Consider the following 19006-nt stretch of genomic DNA (forward strand, 5'->3'; position numbering starts at 1 on the left):
CGGGCACCGGGGCCGCGGCGGGCACCGGGGCCGCGGCGGGAAGCGCCGCCCCGGACGCCCCCTCGGCGGAGCGGCTCGAGGCCGACCCCGTCGAACGGTCCTAGGCGCCCCCGGTCACGGACGCGGGCGGGGCCGGCGGGCCGGGCCCGGCGCGCGCGACAGGTGAGCGCGGCCGGGAAGCGCGGCCGGTGAGGGCGGACCGGACGGCGTGACCGGGGGCCGGGGGGAGGCGGAGGTCCGGCTCGCGGGATCATCGTCGGCATGGACGTCACCCTCCGCCTCGCCCAGGACCCCGCGGCCGACGCACTGCTCGGCCGCAGCCCGCTCGCCGCCCTGGTCGGCATGCTGCTCGACCAGCAGGTGCCGATGGAGTGGGCGTTCAAGGGCCCCCGCACCATCGCCGACCGGATGGGCGCGGAGGACCTGGACGCCCACGACATCGCCGCGCACGACCCCGAGGCGTTCGCGGCGCTGCTCTCGGAGAAGCCCGCCGTGCACCGCTACCCCGGCTCGATGGCCGGGCGCGTCCAGCAGCTCTGCCAGTACCTGGTGGAGCACCACGACGGCGACGCCGAGGACGTCTGGCGGGACGTCGCGGACGGCCGGGAACTGCTGAAGCGGCTGAAGGCCCTGCCGGGGTTCGGCGCGCAGAAGGCGCAGATCTTCCTGGCCCTGCTCGGCAAGCAGCTGGGCGTCCGCCCCCACGGGTGGCGCGAGGCGGCGGGCCCGTACGGGGAGGAGGGCTCCTTCCGCTCGGTGGCGGACATCACGGGGCCGGACTCCCTGGTGAAGGTGCGCGCGCACAAGCAGGAGACAAAGGCCGCGAAGGCGGCGAAGGCCAGGTAGCCCCCGCCCGAGGCCGCCCGCACCGCCGCCGCGCGGGCGTGCCACCGCCCCACCGTGGCGGGCGTGCCCGCGCGGCGGCAGGACGCGGGGAGGGAGCCGGAAGGCCCGCGCGGGCCCGGGACCGCGGTTAGTCATCAGTGGCTGCGCCGAGGACGCCACTCCCGGTAGGCTTTCCGTGTGATCTTCAAGCGCATCGGAAACGGCCGGCCGTACCCCGATCACGGCCGGGAAAGCACCCGGCAGTGGGCGGACGTCGCACCGCGCCCGGTCCGCCTCGATCAGCTCGTGACGACCAAGGGCCAGCTCGACCTGGAGACCCTGCTCGCCGAGGACTCCACCTTCTACGGGGACCTCTTCGCGCACGTCGTGAAGTGGCGGGGCGACCTCTACCTGGAGGACGGCCTCCACCGCGCGGTCCGCGCCGCGCTCCAGCAGCGCCAGGTCCTGCACGCCCGCGTGCTCGAACTGGACTGACCGGCGGAGCGCGTTGCCCCTTTCGGGTTGACTCCTACCAGGATGATGATCGTCTTGTAGGCATCATCGGCCTGGCGCACTACGCTGCGCTCATGAGCATGCTGACCCCACCCGGCATGGGCGGCCGGTACCGCGTCACGGGGAAGACCTACCCCCGCATGCGACGGCCCAGGAGGCGCGGCAGGATCGTCGCGCTGACCGCGCTCCCCGTCGCCCTGCTCGGCGTGCTCGGCTGGGGCACGCTGCAGCTCATCGACATCTTCACCGGCGGCGGCGAGGCGTCGGCGGCCGGCGCGAGGGCGGAGTGCGCCGCGCGCCCGAGCCCGTCGCCGGCACCCGCCAAGGTCTACCCCCGGCCCGACGGCATCACCGTCAACGTGCTCAACGCCACCACCCGCGGTGGGCTGGCCAAGAAGACCGCCGACGAGCTGCAGAAGCGCGGCTTCCGGATCGGCGAGGTGGGCAACGCGCCCGAGGAGTACGACAAGAAGGTGAAGGGCGCCGGGCTGCTGCTCGGCACGCCGGACACCGCCGACACCGTGCTGCCGGTGCTGGGGACCCAGCTCGCGGGGGCCGAGGCCCGGCCGGACGCCGCGCGGAAACCGGACGAGAAGGCGAAGACCCCGGTCGTCGACCTGATCATCGGCGACGCCTTCGAGGACCTGTCCACGCCGGTCGACGCCGACAAGGCGCTCACCGCCCTGACCGCGCCCGCGCCCGACCCGAAGGCCACCGGGAAGGGCTGCTGAGCCGGCCTCCCGTGCCCCACCGGGCCCCGGACGGCCTCGCCCTCCGGGGCGGACCGGCCCGGGCCGGGGTCCGCCGCGGAGGGCGAGGCCGTCACGTCCGCCGCGCGGACGGGCGTTACTCCGCCGAGCCGTACATGCGGTCGCCCGCGTCGCCGAGGCCCGGGACGATGTATCCGTTCTCGTTGAGCCGCTCGTCGACCGAGGCGGTGACCACGGTGACCGGCACGTCCGCCAGCTCGCGCTCCATGACCTCCACGCCCTCCGGCGCGGCCAGCAGCACCACGGCCGTCACGTCGTCGGCGCCGCGCTCGATCAGCTCACGGATGGCCGCGACCAGCGTGCCGCCAGTGGCCAGCATCGGGTCCAGGACGTACACCTGACGCCCGGAGAGGTCCTCCGGCATCCGGGTGGCGTAGGTGGACGCGGTGAGCGTCTCCTCGTTGCGCACCATGCCGAGGAAGCCCACCTCGGCGGTCGGCAGCAGGCGGACCATGCCGTCCAGCATGCCCAGGCCGGCCCGCAGGATCGGCACCACCAGCGGGCGCGGGTGGGACAGCCGGGTACCGGTGGTGGTGGCCACCGGGGTCTCGATCTCGACCTGCTCGGTGCGCACGTCACGGGTGGCCTCGTAGGCCAGCAGGGTGACGAGCTCGTCGGCGAGCCGACGGAAGGTCGCGGAATCGGTGCGCCGGTCGCGCAGGGTCGAGAGCTTGTGGGCGACCAGCGGGTGGTCGACGACGTGGAGACGCATTGCTCCACAGTAACCGGGCCCGGAAGCCCCGCTCACCAGGCCGTCAGGTCCCCGCCGCCGGCCCGCCGCGACATCCGGGCGGCATCGAATCCACCGTCCGAGGGAAGGCGGAAGGAACACGAACGGACCGGACCGGGGTGGTGATGCTGTGCCCGACCGCCGCAGTTCCCGAGAGCGGGCGGCACGACGTCAGCCGTCCGACGGGCGGACGCGCAGGCCCCAGGTGGAGGAGCCCCCGCCCCCGCCCCTGCCCCTGGCCGCGCCCGGAACGGCGCGCGGCCGCGGCGCCGAGCCGCCTCCCCCGCCGCGTCCGGTCAGGCCTCCGGAGACGGACGAGGAGCGGCGCCGCCGCCGGGCCCAGTTCCTGCGCGACCTGGCCGAGGCCCGCGAGCTCCGCGCCCGCGTACAGCCGCGCCGCGCCAAGGCGGCGCGCCTGCGCCACGCCATGCGCATGCGCACCTTCCGCTGGTAGGCGCACCGCGACGCGCCGGGCGCGCGAAGGGCTCCGGGGCCCGTCACGATCGAAACAGCCAGACACAGGGAGCCGAAGACATCCCCTACGAGCGAGGTTTCTGCCACGATTCCGAGTGGGCGGGAACCTCGGACACCTCGAATCCCGCCCGTGACCCCGCCGGGGGGACCCCCAACCGGCACACCTATGACCAGTGGGAGAGTCACGGTGTACTTCGCCGCACTGCTCGCGCGCACCGAAGACGGGTGGGAAGCGAGCGACACGGAGCTCGACGATGTGGAGACCCTGGCGGACCTGGCCGATCTGGCCCGCGAAGCCTCGACCGACGACGACACGGTTCTGGTGCTGATCGAGCAGGAGGACGCCTGGTTCGGCGTGGTGCGCGTGGACGGCGAGGACGACCCTCGCATCTACGTGTCCGACGCCGCGGCCGCCCGTCGCAGCTCGTACGGCGAGATCCTGCTCACCGACGACGTGCTCGGCCTCGAGCCGGAGGAGGACGACACCACCGACCTGGACGCGCTGGACCTGGACGGCACCGAGGACGGGGAGCCGCAGGACCTGATGACCGACGATTCCGACGACGACGGCGTGACCGGCGCCGGCGGCCCCGTGCCGCACGGGCCGGTCGGTGACGGGGAGGTCCTGCAGGACCTCGGCGTCAGCGAGAAGGAGCTCCGCTCCCTCGAGGCGAACGACGCCCTGAGCACCATCGCCGAGGCGGTCGGCGCCTCCGAGGTCCTGGAGACGGTCCGCTAACGTCCCCGTGTGACCACCGACCCCACCGCCCCGCGCCCCCTCCCGGGTGCGGGGCGGAACCGTACCGGCTCCCCCGGCCCCGCCGGCGCCCCTGCCGGCGACCCCGGCGACGACCCCGTGCGGGGCCCCTGGGGGTCCGTCATGGGCCTCGCCCTGGACCAGGCGCGTGCCGCGCTGCCGGGGGGCGACGTCCCGGTGGGCGCCGTCGTGCTCGCCCCCGACGGCGTCACGGTGCTGTCCGCCGGCCACAACGAACGCGAGGCCACCGGCGACCCCACCGCCCACGCCGAGGTGCTGGCGCTGCGCCGCGCCGCCGCCGCGCGGGGTGAGTGGCGCCTGCCCGGCTGCACGCTGGTGGTGACCCTGGAGCCGTGCGTGATGTGCGCGGGGGCGCTGGTGCAGTCCCGCGTGGACCGCGTCGTCTACGGCGCCCGCGACGAGAAGGCCGGCGCCGCCGGTTCCCTGTGGGACCTGGTCCGCGACCGCCGCCTCAACCACCGCCCCGAGGTGATCGGGGGCGTCCTCGCCGACGACTGCGCGCGCCTGCTCACGGACTTCTTCCGCGCCCGCTGAGCGCCCGCTGAGCGCCCGCGGACGCCGCCGCCGGAACGGATTTCTGCCAGCGCCCGCGGTGCTGTAAAGTCTCCCTCGGTAGCGTGTCCGAGCGGCCGAAGGAGCTCGCCTCGAAAGCGAGTGTGGCGCAAGTCACCGAGGGTTCAAATCCCTCCGCTACCGCTGAAGAAGGGCCCCGCCGTGAGGCGGGGCCCTTCGTGCGTCAACGGCGGTCCGGCGTCCTCACCGTCGCGGGGAAGCGGGGCCGCCCGCACGAACCGCTCGGCGGCGGCACGGCGGCCGGGGTCCGGTCTCCGGCGGGGCCGCCCGCGGCGGGTACGGCTTCGGCGCGGAGCGCCTCCCGCCCCCGGTCCGGCACGGCCGGAAGCCGGCCCGGTCCCGTGCCGGCGTGCCGTTCCGCCGTCGCCCGTCCTCCCCGCCCGGCATCCGCGCGGGAGCCGGGCGGGGCCCGCGCCTCCCCTCTCGCGCAAGGCACCGGTCCGGTGGCGGAACGTGACGCGGGGTCAGCCGGGACGCGTCGTGCGCGGACCGTGCCTCCGCGCGGCGGCGCAAGGGGCGGCGAGCACGGTGTGCCGTCGCGGGAAGGCACGGCTAGACTCCCCCGCGGCAGCAGATCGGGCGGCGGCACGGGGGAGGCACCGCGATGGCGGCGAACGCGAAGACGATAGGTCTGGGCATCGTCGTGGTGTTCGCGCTCTACGTGATCATCACCGATCCCCACACCGCTGCCGGTTATGTCGAACTGGGCTTCGAGGGCATCTCCGCGGCCGCCTCCGCCGTCGGCGACTTCATGACCTGGGTCGCGCGGGGCGGCGACAGCGGCTGACGGCGAAGCGCCTCGCGGCCCCCGTGCTCCGGGAGCTCACGTGATCCGCCACCTGGTCCTCTTCAAGCTGCACGACGGGGTCGAGCGCGACGACCCGCGGGCCGTCGAGGGGGCGCGCGTCTTCGCCGCGCTCGGGGAGAAGATCCCGGAGCTGCGCTTCTGGGAGTGCGGCTGGAACGTCAGCGACCGCCCCATCGCCTACGACTTCGCCATCAACTCCGCGGTGGAGGACGCCGAGGCGCTGCGCGCCTACATCGAGCACCCGGAGCACCAGGCCGGCGTCGCCCTGTGGCGCGAGTTCGCCACCTGGGTGATCGCCGACTACGAATTCTGACCGTTACGGATCGCTTTCGGGGCCCCTCGCCGACCTGGGCGGGGGCCTTTTCCGCGCTCCGGGAAGGCATCCCGGAGCCCCGGGAGGCCGCCACGCCCGCCAACACGGCAGGGGGTGCGGTGCTTGCGCCCCTTGTTCTGTCTTGTGATGCTATGACCGCTTTTGACGGATGTGTTGATGGATGACGAGGTGGAGTTGACCGTGCCGGCCAGTACTGCGCCTCCCGTGCCCTCCCAGGAACCCGCCCCACGCACCGAGAGCACCGAACAGCCCGCGGCCGCCGAGCGCGGCCGCGGCACCCGGGGCGCGGACACCAGGGCCCTGACGCAGGTGCTCTTCGGGCAGCTGAAGCGGCTGCAGCCGGGCACCCCCGAGCACGACCGCGTGCGCGGCGCGCTGATCGAGGCCAACCTCCCCCTGGTCCGCTACGCCGCCGCCCGCTTCCGCAGCCGCAACGAGCCGATGGAGGACGTGGTCCAGGTCGGCACCATCGGCCTGATCAACGCCATCGACCGCTTCGACCCCGACCGCGGCGTCCAGTTCCCCACCTTCGCCATGCCCACGGTCGTCGGCGAGATCAAGCGCTACTTCCGGGACAACGTCCGCACCGTGCACGTCCCGCGCCGCCTGCACGAGCTGTGGGTGCAGGTGAACACCGCCACCGAGGACCTCACCACCGCCTTCGGCCGCTCGCCGACCACCTCCGAGATCGCCGAGCGCCTGCGGATCTCCGAGGAGGAGGTCCTCACCTGCATCGAGGCCGGCCGCTCGTACCACGCCACCTCCCTGGAGGCCGCCCAGGAGGGCGACGGGATGCCCGGCCTGCTGGACCGGCTCGGCTACGAGGACCCCGCGCTGGACGGCGTCGAGCACCGCGACCTGGTCCGCCACCTGCTGGTCCAGCTGCCGGAGCGGGAACAGCGCATCCTGCTGCTGCGCTACTACAACAACCTCACGCAGTCGCAGATCAGCGCCGAGCTGGGGGTCTCCCAGATGCACGTCTCCCGGTTGCTCGCCCGATCCTTCCAACGGCTGAGGTCCGCAAACAGGATCGAGGCATAACCCTCCCGGGGGATTCGACGGTGCGCCCCCCTTTGCGCCGGTGAGCCCTGACGTGACGTCACATGACCTCTGTGCTGCGCCGATTCACCGTATCCATGTCGACAAGTCACTACGGCGCGTTGCCGACTTGTGACATTCTTCGGGAAGCGTGTTTGCCGGGACCCAGGCTCCGGTATTCAGGTGAAGGCTGCGCTCCCCGACGGGGCGTCGGCCGCGACCGTCCGCGACCCAAAAGGGGGTGGCATGTCCGCAGACCAGGGCAGCTCGAAGGTGCTCACGCTCACGAAGAGCGCGTCCGCGCCCGACTCGCTCGACCATGTCCCGGGCCTCGACGAAGCACCGGTCCCGGCGCCCGCCGCCGCCCCGGCCGCCATCGACACCCGCACGCTGTCCCGTTCCCTCTTCCTGCGGCTCGCCTCGCTCGACGCCAACAGCCCGGAGCGCGCCTACGTCCGGGACACCCTGATCGAGCTGAACCTCCCCCTCGTGCGGTACGCGGCGGCCCGCTTCCGCAGCCGCAACGAACCGATGGAGGACATCGTCCAGGTCGGCACCATCGGCCTGATCAAGGCGATCGACCGGTTCGACTGCGAGCGCGGCGTGGAGTTCCCGACCTTCGCGATGCCGACGGTCGTGGGCGAGATCAAGCGCTTCTTCCGCGACACGTCCTGGTCGGTGCGGGTGCCCCGCCGCCTCCAGGAGCTGCGCCTGGCGCTCACCAAGGCCGGCGACGAGCTCTCCCAGAAGCTGGACCGCTCGCCCACCGTCTCCGAGCTCGCCGCGGTCCTCGGCGTCTCCGAGGAGGACGTGGTCGACGGCCTCGCGGTGGGCAACGCCTACACCGCCTCCTCGCTGGACTCCCCGGCCCCGGAGGACGACGGCGGCGAGGGCTCGCTGGCCGACCGCCTCGGCTACGAGGACACCGCGCTGGAGGGCGTGGAGTACCGCGAGTCGCTGAAGCCGCTGCTGGCCAAGCTGCCCCCGCGGGAGCGCCGGATCATCACGCTGCGCTTCTTCGCCAACATGACCCAGTCGCAGATCGGCGAGGAGGTCGGCATCTCCCAGATGCACGTCTCCCGGCTGCTGACCCGCACGCTGGCGCAGCTGCGGGAGGGCCTGATCGCGGACTGATCCACCCCGGGTGCGCCCGGGCCGACGACGCCGACGAGAAGACGAGCAGGCCGCCGGTCCCCCGTGAGGGGGCCGGCGGCCTGCTCGTCCGTCGTGCGTGCCGTCCCCGGGGCGACGCCCGGGGCTCCGTCCGCGTCTAGGCGAGCGCCAGCCACGCCACCGCGGCGACGACCACCACGGCGGCGACGACGCCGAGGATCATGCCGATCCGGGGTCCCGCGGGAGCCGCCTGCTGCTGGCGCGCCTGCGGCGCCTCGTCGACGAACGCGCGGAACATCTGAGTGCTGCCGGCCGGGTCGTAATTGCCCTGGGGGCCCTGGGTGTTAGCCATGGTCCACGACCCTAGCGAATGGCGGGCGCGTCACCCAAGTGCCGGCCGGAACCGGTCCCGTCCCGGCTCCCGGCCGGACCGCGAGCGGGGCCGCGCGCGCGGCCGGACCGGCCCGAAGCCGTGCGCGCCCGCCCGTTCCCCGCCGTGACCTGCGCTCTTACCGAACCTTCACTTTTGCCAATACTTGCCTTTGCCAAGTTTTGATGTAGACAACACCGATTTCATTTGCCTACTGCAACCAACTACTTCTACGGTTGCCTTACGCAACGAAATCGGCAAGGTCCCCGGGAGGCCGGATGCCCAGGCAGGCGCAGTTCGAGGAGCTGCTGAGGCAGCTCAGCGCCGTCGGCGCGGTCAAACGGGAACTGGGACGGCGACTGCCTCCCGAGTGCCCGCCCGGGTCCGCCGCCGTGCTGACCCTCCTGGAGCGGCACGGGGACATGCGCCTGAGCCGGCTGGCCGAACTGCTCGCGGTGGACATCTCCGTGTGCAGCCGGCACGTGTCGCACGTCGCCGGCCGCGGCTGGGTCGAGCGGCTGCCCGACCCGGACGACAAGCGGTCGCGCCTGCTGCGCCTCACCGGGGCCGGCCACGACCAGATCGCGGACCTGTCCCGCCGTTCGACCGCGTTGCTCTCCGAGTGGCTCGAGGACTGGAGCGACGAGGACGTCACCCGGCTCACCGAGCTGATGACGCGCTTCCGGCAGAGCTTCGGCGACTGCCGTCGCACCGGCACCACCACGCAGGACACCCAGTAGACGACCACCCAGTAGACGAAGGAAACGTATGGCAACCACCACACCAGCCGGTGTGCGGGCCAGCGCCGAGCACGGGGGAGGGACCTCCGGCGGCGTCCAGATGACGCACCGGCAGATCCTGGAGGCCCTGTCGGGCCTCATGCTCGGCATGTTCGTGGCGATGATCTCCTCCACCATCGTGGGCAACGCGATGCCGCGGATCATCGCCGACCTGGGCGGCGGCCAGTCCGCCTACACCTGGGTGGTCACCTCCTCGCTGCTGGCGATGACGGCGTCCACCCCGCTGTGGGGCAAGCTCGCCGACCTCTACAACAAGAAGCTGCTGATCCAGATAGCCCTGGTCCTCTTCGTCGTCGCCTCGGCGGGCGCGGGCTTCTCGCAGAACCCGGAGACGCTGATCGCCTTCCGCGTCTTCCAGGGCATCGGCGGCGGCGGTCTCGCGGCGCTGTCCCAGGTCATCCTGGCCTCGATCATTTCCCCGCGGGAACGCGGGAAGTACGCGGGGTACCTCGGCGCGGTGTTCGCGGTCGCAACCGTGGGCGGTCCGCTGCTGGGCGGCGTCATCACCGACACCGAGTCGCTCGGCTGGCGCTGGTGCTTCTACGTGGGCATCCCGTTCGCCGTGGTCGCCCTGATCGTGCTGCAGAAGACGCTGCACGTCCCGACGGTCAGGCGGAAGGTGAAGGTCGACTGGCTGGGCGCCACCCTGGTCGCCGCCGCGACCTGCCTGATCCTGCTCTGGGTCACCTTCGCCGGTGACAAGTACGAGTGGATCTCCTGGCAGACCTACGCGATGGTCGGCGGTTCCGTCGCCCTGACCCTGCTCTTCCTGCTGGTCGAGTCGAAGGCCTCCGAGCCGATCATCCCGCTGCGGCTGTTCCGCAACCGCACCGTCACGCTCTCCGCGCTCGCCTCGCTCTTCGTGGGCATCGGCATGTTCGCCGGCACCATCTTCTTCGCCCAGTACTTCCAGCTGGCGCGGGGCGAGTCGCCGACCATGTCCGGCGTGCTGACCATCCCGATGATCGGTGGCCTGTTCGTCTCCTCCACCGTCTCCGGCAATCTGATCACCCGCACCGGCCGGTGGAAGGGCTGGCTGGTGGCCGGCGGCTTCCTGCTCGCCGCGGGCCTGGGCCTGCTGGGCACCATCCGCCACGACACGCCGTACTGGCACGTCGCCGTCTTCATGGCGGTCATGGGCGTCGGCGTCGGCATGATGATGCAGAACCTGCTGCTCGCCGCGCAGAACCAGGTCGCCCCCGGCGACCTCGGCGCGGCCAGCTCGGTCGCCAACTTCTTCCGCTCGCTGGGCGGCGCGGTGGGCGTCTCCGCCTTCGGCGCGGTCCTGGCGAACCGGGTCACCGACTACGTCAAGGACGGCCTGGCCGACCTGCCGCCGAAGTACGCCGCGGCGATGGGCTCCGGCGACGCGAGCGACTCCATCCCGGACGTCTCCGCCCTGCCCGCCCCGCTGCGCGAGGTGATGGAGAGCGCCTACGGCCACGGCATCGCCGACATCTTCCTGATCTCCGCGCCGATCGCCCTGCTGGCGTTCTTCCTGACGCTCTTCATCAAGGAGGTCCCGCTGAAGACGCACTCCGCGATGGAGGAGGCCTCCGCCGCGGTCGCCCCCGGCCAGGCCGAGGTCACCGGCACGGCCCCCACCGGTCCGAAGCACGCCGCCCCGTCCGCCGCAGCCGTCGCCGCCACCACGGCCGGTGCGGTCGCCGCCACCGCCGCCCCGGAGCGCACCGGCCTCCCGGTGCACGGCTTCGTCCGCGACGCCGACAGCGCCCCGCTGCCGCACGCCGCGGTGACGCTGATCTCCCTGGAGGGCCGGCAGCTCGGCCGGGCCGTCGCCCAGGCCGACGGCGCCTACGCGGTGGACGCCCCCGGCGTCGGCTCGTACGTGCTGATCGCCTCGGCCGACGGCTTCCAGCCGCAGGCCTCCACCGTCACGGTGAACGGCGAGCCGCTGTCGTACGACATCCTGCTCAGCGGCACCAGCGGCCTGACCGGCGTGGTCCGCTCCGCCGCCACCGGTGAGCCGGTGCCGGACGCCATGGTGATCGTCACCGACGTGCGCGGCGACCTGATCGCCACCGGCGCCACCGACGCGCACGGCGAGTTCGCCTTCGGCGCGGTGGTCCCGGGCGACGTGACCGTCGCGGTCAACGCCGCCGGTCACCGGCCCAGCGCCCTGCCGGTGCGGGTCGCCACCACCGGGGTCACCCGGGTGGAGGCGGCGCTGGACGCGGGCTCGCGGCTCAAGGGCGTCGTGCGGTCCCCGCACGGCCCGCTGGCGGACGCCCGGGTCACCCTCCTGGACGCGGCCGGCAACGTGGTCTCCACCGCCACCACCGGCGAGGACGGCGCGTACGCCTTCGCCGACCTGGACGGCGGCGACTACACGGTCATCGCCACGGGCTACCCGCCGGTGGCCACCACGCTGACCGTCCGGCAGGACGTCGAGGACCACACCGTCGAACTCGCCCACCCCGGCGAATAGACGGCCGCGGCCGGTGGCGGGTCCCCCCGGGGAGGCCGCCACCGGCCGGTCCTTTCCCCCACCCTGTGCAGACAGACCCGCGCCCCGGACGGCTTCCGTCTCCACACGACCGATTTGTAATCCTTTTCAGGGAGAAAACGGGATGGCTTTGACCGCACGAGTCCGGACGCGGGACGGATGGGCCGTGTCGCACGCGGTCGTCACGCTGACCGACGCCCGAGGTTCCCAGGTGCTGCGCGCCGAGGCCGACGGCGACGGCGCGGTGCGGGACACGACCGCCCTGGCCCCCGGCGCCTACACGGTGGTCGTCACCGCCGTCGGCCACGCCCCCGCGGCCGCCAGCGCCCTCGTCACCGCCACCGGACACGCCGAGGTCGGCACCGTCACCCTCGCCCGCCAGGGCGGGGAGGAACTCCCGCCGCCCGGCCCGTGGACCGTCGACCCGGCGCACTCGACGGTCGGAGCGGTCGCCCAGCACCTGGGGATCTCCAGCGTCCGCGGCCGGTTCACCGAGTTCGCCGGCACCGTCGAGATCGCCCCCGACGACGTCGCCCGCTCCCGGGTGGACGCGGTGATCCGCGCCGGATCGATCGACACCGGCAACCGGACGCGCGACGAGCACCTGCGCTCCGAGGACTTCCTCGCCGTCGAGAAGTACCCGGAGATCACCTACCGGTCCCACGCCCTCACCCCGTCCGGCACCGACCGCTGGACCGTGCACGGTGAGCTGACCATGCGCGGCCTGGCCCGTCCGGTCGACCTGGACCTCAGCTACCTCGGCACCGGCGCCGACCCGTGGGGCGGCACCCGCGCCGCCTTCCGGGCCACCGCGGAGATGCGGCGCGACGACTTCGCGATGAACTACAACCAGATCGTCCAGGCGGGCATCGCCGCCATCGGCACCACCCTCCGGGTGGAGCTGGACATCCAGGCGGTGCGCGGAACCGCGCTGCCGGCCGTCTGACGCGCCAGCCCCGCGGCGGCGGCGTGCCGCGGGGCGCCCGCCGCCGCGGGAGCGCGTCCGCGGCCCCGGCGGGCCCCTAGGCTACGGACCATGGCACCGAAGAACATCGCGACCAACACCACCGTCTCCCTCGAGGAGCTGCTGGACTTCGTCCGCCCCCGCCACCGCGCGATCCTGCTCACCCGCCGCGCCGACGGCGGCCCGCAGGGCTCGCCGCTGACCTGCGGTGTCGACGACGCGGGCCGCATCGTGATCTCCACCTACCCGGAGCGCGCCAAGACCCGCAACGCCAAGCGGGACGAGCGGGTCTCGGTCCTCGTCCTGAGCGACGACTGGAACGGCCCCTGGGTGCAGGTCGACGGCACCGCCGAGGTGATCGACGCCCCGGACTCGGTGGAGCCGCTGGTGGAGTACTACCGGAACATCGCGGGCGAGCACCCGGACTGGGACGAGTACCGCGCCGCCATGCTCAAGCAGGGCAAGTCCCTCATCCGCGTCACCCCGGTCAGCTGGAGCCCGGTCGCCACGGGCGGCTTCCCGGCCCGGCTGGCCGAGCAGGACTGACGCCGGCGGCCCGTGGGCGGCTGCGCGCCGGGGCCCGGCCCCCGCGCACGGGGGTGTCCGCCCACGGACCCGCCCGCCCTTGAAGGGTGCCCGTCCACGACGCTGCCGACGCCCGGGGCCCCGCCCGCGGCGCCCCGGGCGTCGGCAGCGCGCACGTCGGGGGCAGCTCGCGCCGGGAGGACGAGGGCCGGCGCCGCCGGCCGCTCAGAACAGTCCCGGCTGGTCCGTGGCCGCGCCCCGCGCCGGGGTCCGCAACGGCAGGGGCACCCCCGCGCCGTCGCCCCCGGTGCCGGCACCGCCCCCGGCACCGGTCAGCGGCCACCCCGGCAGCAGCCGCGTGTCCAGCACCACCACCCCCCGGCCGGTGTCCAGGTGCAGGTCCGGCCCGGCGGCGGCCAGCAGCCGCCCCTCCACCGCCCCGCCCGGCACGAGTTCGCGCACCGTGCCCCTGGCGGCCGGCAACCCGTCCAGCCCGAACACCGCGGCGTGGTCCACGGGCACCGGCGGCTCCCGCTCCAACGCCTCCGGCCACCCGGCCAGTTCCGAGGCCCGCGCGTGCAACGCGGCCACCTCGGCGGCCCGCTCCCCGGGCGACGCGGGCAGCACGGCCCGCACGGCCCGCTTCGCGTCGTACGGGATCCGGTCCGGCACCCGCAACGCCGCCCGCAGCAGCTCCTCGGTCCGCCGGGCCGCCATCAGCGGGCCGCGCCCCAGCCAGGTGAACACCACCGCGCCCTGCTCCAGCAGCCGGGCCGGGCCGCGCCGCACCGCGGTGATGCCCACCTTGGTCATCCCGGGGCCGAACCACGCCAGGTACACGTGGTACGGCTGCGGATCGTCGGCCCGGGTGTCGGCCGCCACCGAGTGGGCCCGCTCCAGCCGGGAGCACTCCTCGCAGCGGGCCGACGCCGACCGGCCGGGAACCCCGGCCGCCGCGGGGCACGGGTTGCCGCGGGCGCCGACACACCGGCGGACCGCGTCGCCGGGCACCGCCAGCACCACCCGCTTGCCCCTCGGCAGGGCGCTCTCCCGGCCGCCCGCCCATCGCAGCAGCGGGCCCTCGGCGGTCCAGCGGAGTCCCTCGCTCCGCCAGGCACGCGCGGTCAGGACGCCCCCTCCCCGTCCCCGCCGTCCGCCGCCGGCGCCGCGCCGTCGTCGAAGCTGGCCCAGTACGCGGCGGCCATGTCCTCCCGCCCCCGCCCCTGCTCCACGGCGCGGCGGAACCGCTCGGCGCTCGCCTCCGCGACGTCCAGCCGCACCCCGTGCCGCTCCCCCGCGCTCACGATCAGCCGCGCGTCCTTGGCGGCGGTCTCCACGGCGAAGGCGGCGGGCGTGAGACGGTCCTCCAGGATGAGCCCGGCCTTCACCCGCAGGTACCCCATGTCGAGCGGGCCGCCCGCGATGACGTCCAGGAACGCCTCCGGCTCGACGCCCAGCCCCCTGGCCAGCGCCAGCGCCTCACCGGCCGCGCCGGTGACGGCCAGCACCCAGCTGTTGGCCACCAGCTTCAGCCGGGTCGCGTCGCCCCGGGCCCCGTCCTCGCCGGCCCAGACGGTGCGCCCGCCCACGGCGTCGAAGACCGGCGCCACCAGTTCCCGGTGGTCGGGCGGGCCCGCCGCGAGGACGGTCAGCGTGCCCTCCTCGGCGGGCTGCCGGGTGCCGAGCACCGGGGCGTCGAAGAACACCTGACCGTGCTCCTCGGCGAGGCCCGCGAGCTCCGGCAGCGCCTGGAGCCCCGCCGTGGTCGACTGTGCCCACGCCGTGCCGGGACGCAGCGCCGGCGCGGCCCGCCGCATCACCTCCAGCACGGCCGGACCGTCGTACAGCATGGTCACCACCACATCGGCGCCCTCCACCGCCTCGGCCGGCGTCGCGGCGACGCGCGCCCCCTCGGCGGCCAGCGGCTCGGCCTTCTCCCGGCTGCGGTTCCAGACTCTCAGCGGGTGCCCGGCCCGGGCGATGTTCCGGGCCATCGCGGCCCCCATGATCCCGGTGCCCAGCACGGCCACGGTGCGCGTGTCGGTCATGACCTCGGCTTCCTGTGCGGTGACCTCTGCGTCGATACCCGTCCCCACTATGGCCCGGAGACCGCCCCCGCCCGGCCCGGCCGCGCGGGGACCCTCCTCGCCCTCGGCGGCCCGGCCGTGCTCGTCCTGGCGGACGACGGCCCGGTCAGGGACCGCTGGGAGTCCAGAACTCCCTTCTCCCCCTGCGGCGAGGTGCGCCTGGCCCGGGGCAGGCGGATGGAGACGCGCGCGGCGCGGGGGATCGGCTGCCTCCGCCGGGCCCTGGAGAGGGGCGATGGGGCGAAACTGGCGGTCGCCCACCCCACGGTGGAGGGCGACCCGGTCCGCGGGTACCACCGCCTCACGCCGCGGGGCGGCCTCGAGGTCTACACCGACAGCACGGACGCCCCCCGCTCGGACCGGAAGTGGTCGTTCTCCGCGTGCCACGCGCCCGGTTGGCTGCCGGAGATCCCCTGTCCCCGGCGGTAGCGGTCCGCGGCCCGGCCGGACACCCCTGCCGGACATGCCGGCCGGACACGCCGGCCCGGCACCGGGCCGACGCTCCGGTCCGGTTGCCGCACTTCGCCGCCGTACGGGCAACGCGAGAGGCCCCGGGATCATCTCCCGGGGCCTCTCACCTGTGTGCACTCGGCAGGATTCGAACCTGCAACCTTCTGATCCGTAGTCAGATGCTCTATCCGTTAAGCTACGAGTGCTTGTTCTGTTGTCGTCTCCGTTTCGGTTTCCTTTCGGCCCGTCCCGGCGACAGGAAGAACATTACATGACTGCCGCCGACATGTGAAATCCATTCGGCACACCCCGCCTGACCTGCGAAAACGCGGAAACACCCGCGCTCGCTCCCGGGCGCTCGGCCAGGAGCCCCGGCTGACCGGCGAGGCCGGCGGGCGACGGATCCACGGCTCCGGAAACACCTCGGCGACCCCGGAAACACCTCGGGCCCCTGTTCCAGGAACAGGGGCCCGAGCGGGGCGGAGGCGGAGGGATTTGAACCCTCGATGGGCTTGAAGGCCCAAACCGCATTAGCAGTGCGGCGCCATAGACCGGACTAGGCGACGCCTCCAGCACAGCTCTCGCGCAAGCGCGAGCGGTGTGTGCAGATGATGACACAGACGAGCGCCGTGTCACCAATTGGCCCCCACGGTACTAGGCCCGCGGCCCGCAGGGCAAAGGGCTTTGCGCGTGCCGGAGGAACGTGCGGGACGAATCGGCGGCGCGGCGCCTCCCGGCCCCGGCACCCGCTACCGGGAGGCGCCTTTGCGCGTTGGGCAGGGCATGCCTCACGTCACCTCGCGCACCGCCGCCCCGTCCGCCCTGTCCGTCCCGTCCCTCGCCACCGGCCTGGCAGCCGTCCTCGCCTCCCTCGCCGCGGCCGTCGCCCCGGCGGCCGGGTCGCCGCTCGGCGACCACGAACTGCGGGACCGGCTGACGGTCACCGTCCGGGACGCCGGGGAGGGCCGGGACGGGACGTTCCGGCTCCGCTGCCACCCCCACGGCGGCGACCACCCGGACACGGCGGCGGCCTGCGCCCGGCTCGACGAACTGAGCCGTTCCGCCCGGCCCGCCCCCGCCGGCCCGCTCGACCCCTTCGCCGGAGCCGCCCCGGCCTCCCCGCAGGCGTTCTGCACCATGGTGGACGGCGGCCCGGCCACCGCGCGGATCACCGGATGGTGGGACGGCCGCCGGGTGCGCGTCTCGTACGACCGGCGGGACGGCTGCCGCACCGCGCGGTGGGACGCGATGGTGCCGGTCCTGCCGCGGATCCGGCCCGCGCGGTAGCCGCCGGGACCCCGGGCGCGGGTGCGCGGGCTCCACGCTTCCCCCGCACTCCGCGTCAACCTCTCGTGCGACCTCCCTCTCATCCGGGGCCGCCGGGGGGCACGGTGCCCGTAGACTCTGCCCGTGACACGTGCCGGGCCGGTTGGCAAGATGGCCCACACGGTCAGCACGGTGCGGTAACAGGGAGGAATGCGTCTCGTGAGCAGCAGGCCATCCCGAGGCGCTGCTCGCCTCGCAGCCATACTGGACGCGCTTCCCGACGCGCTGGTCCTGGTCAACGCCAACGGCACCGTCGTCAACGCCAACACCATCGCCCTGGACGCCTTCGAGACCCCGGGCACCGCGCTGGTGGGCCGTGGACTGCTCGACCTGCTCCCGGAGTTCGACTCCCGGCTGATCCCCGGCTCGATGCGGCGGCCCGGCGACGCGCTGCACCCCGGCGCCCGGACCAGGCCCACCCGGATGATCGCCCGCCGCACCGACGGCAGCGAGTTCCCGGTCGAGGTGACCAGCGCCAACCTGGAGAACGGCGGACAGGCCCACGACGGCCACTCGCCCGCCTACACCGGCGACGAACTGCTGATGCTGGTCGTCCGCGACCTCACCGGGACCGTCGACACCGAGGCGGAACTCGCCCGCTCGCAGCGGCAGACGGAGATGATCCTGCGGGCCGCCGCCGAGGGCGTGGTGGGCACCGACACCGACGGCCGGATCGTCCTGGTCAACCCGGCGGCCGCGCAGATCCTGGGCTACCGCGCGAGCGACCTCGGCGGCCGCGACCTCCACGAGCTGATGCTCCACTCGCGCCCCGACGGCACCCCGTTCCCGTACGACGAGTCCCCGCTCGCGGACACGCTGCGCTCCGGGCGCAAGCACCGGGTGCGCGGGCAGGTGGTGTGGTCCAAGAACGGTGACAAGGTGCCGGTCGACCTGACCACGGCCCCGGTGCGCGACGGCGACCAGCTGGTCGGCGCGGTGCTGACGTTCACCGACCGCCGGCCCTTCGACAAGCTGGTCAAGGAGCGCGAGAACGCCGAGAAGCGGCACGAGGAGGAGCTGGAGAGGCTCTCCGAGGAGCACGCCTCCGAGCTGACCGCCCTCCGCCAGGAGCACGTCGGCGCGGTGGAGGAGCTGACCGAGGCGCACGCCGAGGAGGTCCGCGGGCTCACCGAGGCGCACGCCGAGGAGCTGCGCAAGCTCACCGAGGCCCACGCCGAGGAGGTCCGCGGGCTCACCGAGCAGTCGGCGGAGGCCACCGCCGCCGCGGCGGAGCGGTACGCGGCCGCCGAGGAGCGGCACACCGAGCTCGCCGAGCAGGACAAGGCCCGTTTCGACGAACTGGCGGCCCGGCACGAACAGTTGCTGATGCTGCTCGGCCGCTCGCTGCGCGGCCCGCTGGACGAGCTGCGCCGTGAACTGTCCGTCCTCGCGGCGGACGACGCCGGGCAGCTGTGGCCGGAGGCCAACCAGGTGCTGCACCACCTGTCGGCCGGTTACTCCCGGATCACCCAGATGATCGACAACGTGCTGGGCTACCAGTCGCTGGCCGCCGGTCACGAGGAGCTCGACCGGTCCAAGGTCATGCTGGACGCGGTGGTCGCGGCCGGCATCGACGGCGCGGTCGAACTGATCGGCCCCGGCCGGGTGCAGTTCGCCGTGCACGCCCCGCCCATCGAGGCGGAGGTGGACCCGCAGCGCCTGGCCACCGCGCTGGCGCACCTGGTGGCGGACGTCGCCGGGGTGGACGCGACCGGCAACGCGCCCGTCTCCACCGGCGGTTACATGGACAACACGGTGGTCGTGGCGGCCGCCCAGCGCGGCGAGGTGGTGCGCATCGAGGTGCGCGGCCCCTACTCCGGCGGGGACCCGGTCCACGGGCCGATCGTGCAGGGCGTCGTCCGCGCCCACGGCGGCGTGCTGCAGACGCACGAGGTGCCGGGGATGAGCGGCAGCGCGTTCGTGCTGGAGGTGCCGCTGGGGGCGGGCGCGGGGGTCGTCGAGGTCCCGGCCCCGGCCCCCGCGGCGGCACCGGAGGCGGCCCCGGCCCCCGGCGCACCGGCTGCCGAGGCCGCTCCGGCCGACGGCACCGGGCGGCGGCGG

21 protein-coding genes and 3 tRNA genes are annotated in these 19006 nt (G+C 74.2%); 18 read left to right on the forward strand and 6 right to left on the reverse strand.

The window, feature by feature from the left end; genetic code table 11:
- Positions 1–261 precede the first annotated feature (261 nt).
- The 3 genes from A2U95_RS10180 (at position 262) to A2U95_RS10190 (ending at position 2069) form a co-directional block, all read left to right on the forward strand.
- Entirely contained in the window at positions 262–846 is a 585-nt protein-coding gene (locus A2U95_RS10180; protein WP_166021831.1) for an HhH-GPD-type base excision DNA repair protein, read from the forward strand.
- 177 nt (positions 847–1023) lie between these two features.
- Positions 1024–1320 (forward strand): type II toxin-antitoxin system VapB family antitoxin, encoded by a 297-nt coding sequence (locus A2U95_RS10185; RefSeq protein WP_003949502.1) that lies wholly within the window; start codon positions 1024–1026, stop codon positions 1318–1320.
- Positions 1321–1436: 116 nt separating this feature from the next.
- A complete protein-coding gene (locus A2U95_RS10190) occupies positions 1437–2069 on the forward strand; it encodes a LytR C-terminal domain-containing protein (RefSeq protein ID WP_166025020.1) in 633 nt (210 codons plus the stop codon).
- A gap of 115 nt (positions 2070–2184) precedes the next feature.
- Here A2U95_RS10190 and upp read toward each other — a convergent pair whose 3' ends face one another.
- Positions 2185–2820, reverse strand: coding sequence for a uracil phosphoribosyltransferase (gene upp / locus A2U95_RS10195; protein WP_166021832.1), 636 nt, complete (start codon positions 2818–2820; stop codon positions 2185–2187).
- A gap of 223 nt (positions 2821–3043) precedes the next feature.
- Here upp and A2U95_RS10200 point away from each other — a divergent pair, with 223 nt between their 5' ends.
- The 8 genes from A2U95_RS10200 to A2U95_RS10235 all read left to right on the forward strand — a co-directional run bounded on the left by A2U95_RS10200 (position 3044) and on the right by A2U95_RS10235 (position 7977).
- Positions 3044–3292, forward strand: coding sequence for a hypothetical protein (locus A2U95_RS10200; protein ID WP_240957268.1), 249 nt, complete (start codon positions 3044–3046; stop codon positions 3290–3292).
- A 207-nt stretch (positions 3293–3499) separates the two neighbouring features.
- Positions 3500–4051: a tRNA adenosine deaminase-associated protein gene (locus tag A2U95_RS10205; RefSeq protein WP_166025025.1), complete on the forward strand. Its 552-nt coding sequence runs from the start codon at positions 3500–3502 to the stop codon at positions 4049–4051.
- 141 nt (positions 4052–4192) lie between these two features.
- Positions 4193–4624: a tRNA adenosine(34) deaminase TadA gene (gene tadA, locus A2U95_RS10210; protein ID WP_166025027.1), complete on the forward strand. Its 432-nt coding sequence runs from the start codon at positions 4193–4195 to the stop codon at positions 4622–4624.
- Positions 4625–4701: 77 nt separating this feature from the next.
- Positions 4702–4786: transfer RNA gene (locus A2U95_RS10215), tRNA-Ser, on the forward strand.
- A gap of 481 nt (positions 4787–5267) precedes the next feature.
- Positions 5268–5450 (forward strand): hypothetical protein, encoded by a 183-nt coding sequence (locus A2U95_RS10220; protein WP_166021833.1) that lies wholly within the window; start codon positions 5268–5270, stop codon positions 5448–5450.
- A gap of 40 nt (positions 5451–5490) precedes the next feature.
- Complete coding sequence (locus tag A2U95_RS10225; protein ID WP_166021834.1) at positions 5491–5784, forward strand: Dabb family protein; 294 nt, start codon at positions 5491–5493, stop codon at positions 5782–5784.
- A gap of 177 nt (positions 5785–5961) precedes the next feature.
- Positions 5962–6846 (forward strand): RNA polymerase sigma factor SigF, encoded by an 885-nt coding sequence (locus A2U95_RS10230; protein ID WP_206282852.1) that lies wholly within the window; start codon positions 5962–5964, stop codon positions 6844–6846.
- A 243-nt stretch (positions 6847–7089) separates the two neighbouring features.
- Positions 7090–7977 (forward strand): RNA polymerase sigma factor SigF, encoded by an 888-nt coding sequence (locus A2U95_RS10235; protein WP_166021836.1) that lies wholly within the window; start codon positions 7090–7092, stop codon positions 7975–7977.
- Between the two features lie 136 nt (positions 7978–8113).
- On the opposite strand, the gene A2U95_RS10240 is transcribed toward A2U95_RS10235, so the two are convergent.
- Positions 8114–8308 carry a hypothetical protein gene (locus tag A2U95_RS10240; RefSeq protein WP_166021837.1) on the reverse strand — a complete coding sequence of 65 codons (195 nt, stop codon included), beginning with the start codon at positions 8306–8308 and terminating at the stop codon, positions 8114–8116.
- A 296-nt stretch (positions 8309–8604) separates the two neighbouring features.
- Here A2U95_RS10240 and A2U95_RS10245 point away from each other — a divergent pair, with 296 nt between their 5' ends.
- From A2U95_RS10245 to A2U95_RS10260, 4 genes are all read left to right on the forward strand, one after another.
- On the forward strand, positions 8605–9066 hold the full coding sequence (locus A2U95_RS10245) for a MarR family winged helix-turn-helix transcriptional regulator (protein ID WP_166021838.1): 462 nt from the start codon (positions 8605–8607) through the stop codon (positions 9064–9066).
- A 100-nt stretch (positions 9067–9166) separates the two neighbouring features.
- Positions 9167–11575: an MFS transporter gene (locus A2U95_RS10250; protein WP_166025029.1), complete on the forward strand. Its 2409-nt coding sequence runs from the start codon at positions 9167–9169 to the stop codon at positions 11573–11575.
- A 142-nt stretch (positions 11576–11717) separates the two neighbouring features.
- Positions 11718–12539 carry a YceI family protein gene (locus A2U95_RS10255; RefSeq protein WP_166021839.1) on the forward strand — a complete coding sequence of 274 codons (822 nt, stop codon included), beginning with the start codon at positions 11718–11720 and terminating at the stop codon, positions 12537–12539.
- A gap of 90 nt (positions 12540–12629) precedes the next feature.
- Entirely contained in the window at positions 12630–13103 is a 474-nt protein-coding gene (locus tag A2U95_RS10260) for a PPOX class F420-dependent oxidoreductase (RefSeq protein ID WP_166021840.1), read from the forward strand.
- A 204-nt stretch (positions 13104–13307) separates the two neighbouring features.
- On the opposite strand, the gene A2U95_RS10265 is transcribed toward A2U95_RS10260, so the two are convergent.
- Both A2U95_RS10265 and A2U95_RS10270 read right to left on the reverse strand, forming a co-directional pair.
- Complete coding sequence (locus tag A2U95_RS10265) at positions 13308–14210, reverse strand: DUF2797 domain-containing protein (RefSeq protein ID WP_166025031.1); 903 nt, start codon at positions 14208–14210, stop codon at positions 13308–13310.
- Positions 14207–15130: an NAD(P)-dependent oxidoreductase gene (locus A2U95_RS10270; protein ID WP_166021841.1), complete on the reverse strand. Its 924-nt coding sequence runs from the start codon at positions 15128–15130 to the stop codon at positions 14207–14209. The genes A2U95_RS10265 and A2U95_RS10270 overlap by 4 nt, the downstream gene beginning before the upstream one ends.
- A 117-nt stretch (positions 15131–15247) precedes the next feature.
- Here A2U95_RS10270 and A2U95_RS10275 point away from each other — a divergent pair, with 117 nt between their 5' ends.
- Complete coding sequence (locus A2U95_RS10275) at positions 15248–15598, forward strand: hypothetical protein (RefSeq protein WP_166021842.1); 351 nt, start codon at positions 15248–15250, stop codon at positions 15596–15598.
- A 154-nt stretch (positions 15599–15752) separates the two neighbouring features.
- Here A2U95_RS10275 and A2U95_RS10280 read toward each other — a convergent pair.
- Together A2U95_RS10280 and A2U95_RS10285 are read right to left on the reverse strand one after the other, a co-directional pair.
- Positions 15753–15825: transfer RNA gene (locus A2U95_RS10280), tRNA-Arg, on the reverse strand.
- Positions 15826–16099: 274 nt separating this feature from the next.
- Positions 16100–16190 (reverse strand) — tRNA-Ser (locus A2U95_RS10285).
- Positions 16191–16402: 212 nt separating this feature from the next.
- Between A2U95_RS10285 and A2U95_RS10290 the strand changes: the two genes are divergently transcribed.
- Positions 16403–16906 (forward strand): SSI family serine proteinase inhibitor, encoded by a 504-nt coding sequence (locus A2U95_RS10290; RefSeq protein WP_166021843.1) that lies wholly within the window; start codon positions 16403–16405, stop codon positions 16904–16906.
- Positions 16907–17104: 198 nt separating this feature from the next.
- Positions 17105–19006: PAS domain-containing protein (locus A2U95_RS32005; protein ID WP_206282854.1), on the forward strand; the 1902-nt coding region annotated here is incomplete at its 3' end.

Origin of the sequence: Streptomyces chilikensis, assembly GCF_001642695.1 — a bacterium.
GTDB lineage: Bacteria > Actinomycetota > Actinomycetes > Streptomycetales > Streptomycetaceae > Streptomyces > Streptomyces chilikensis.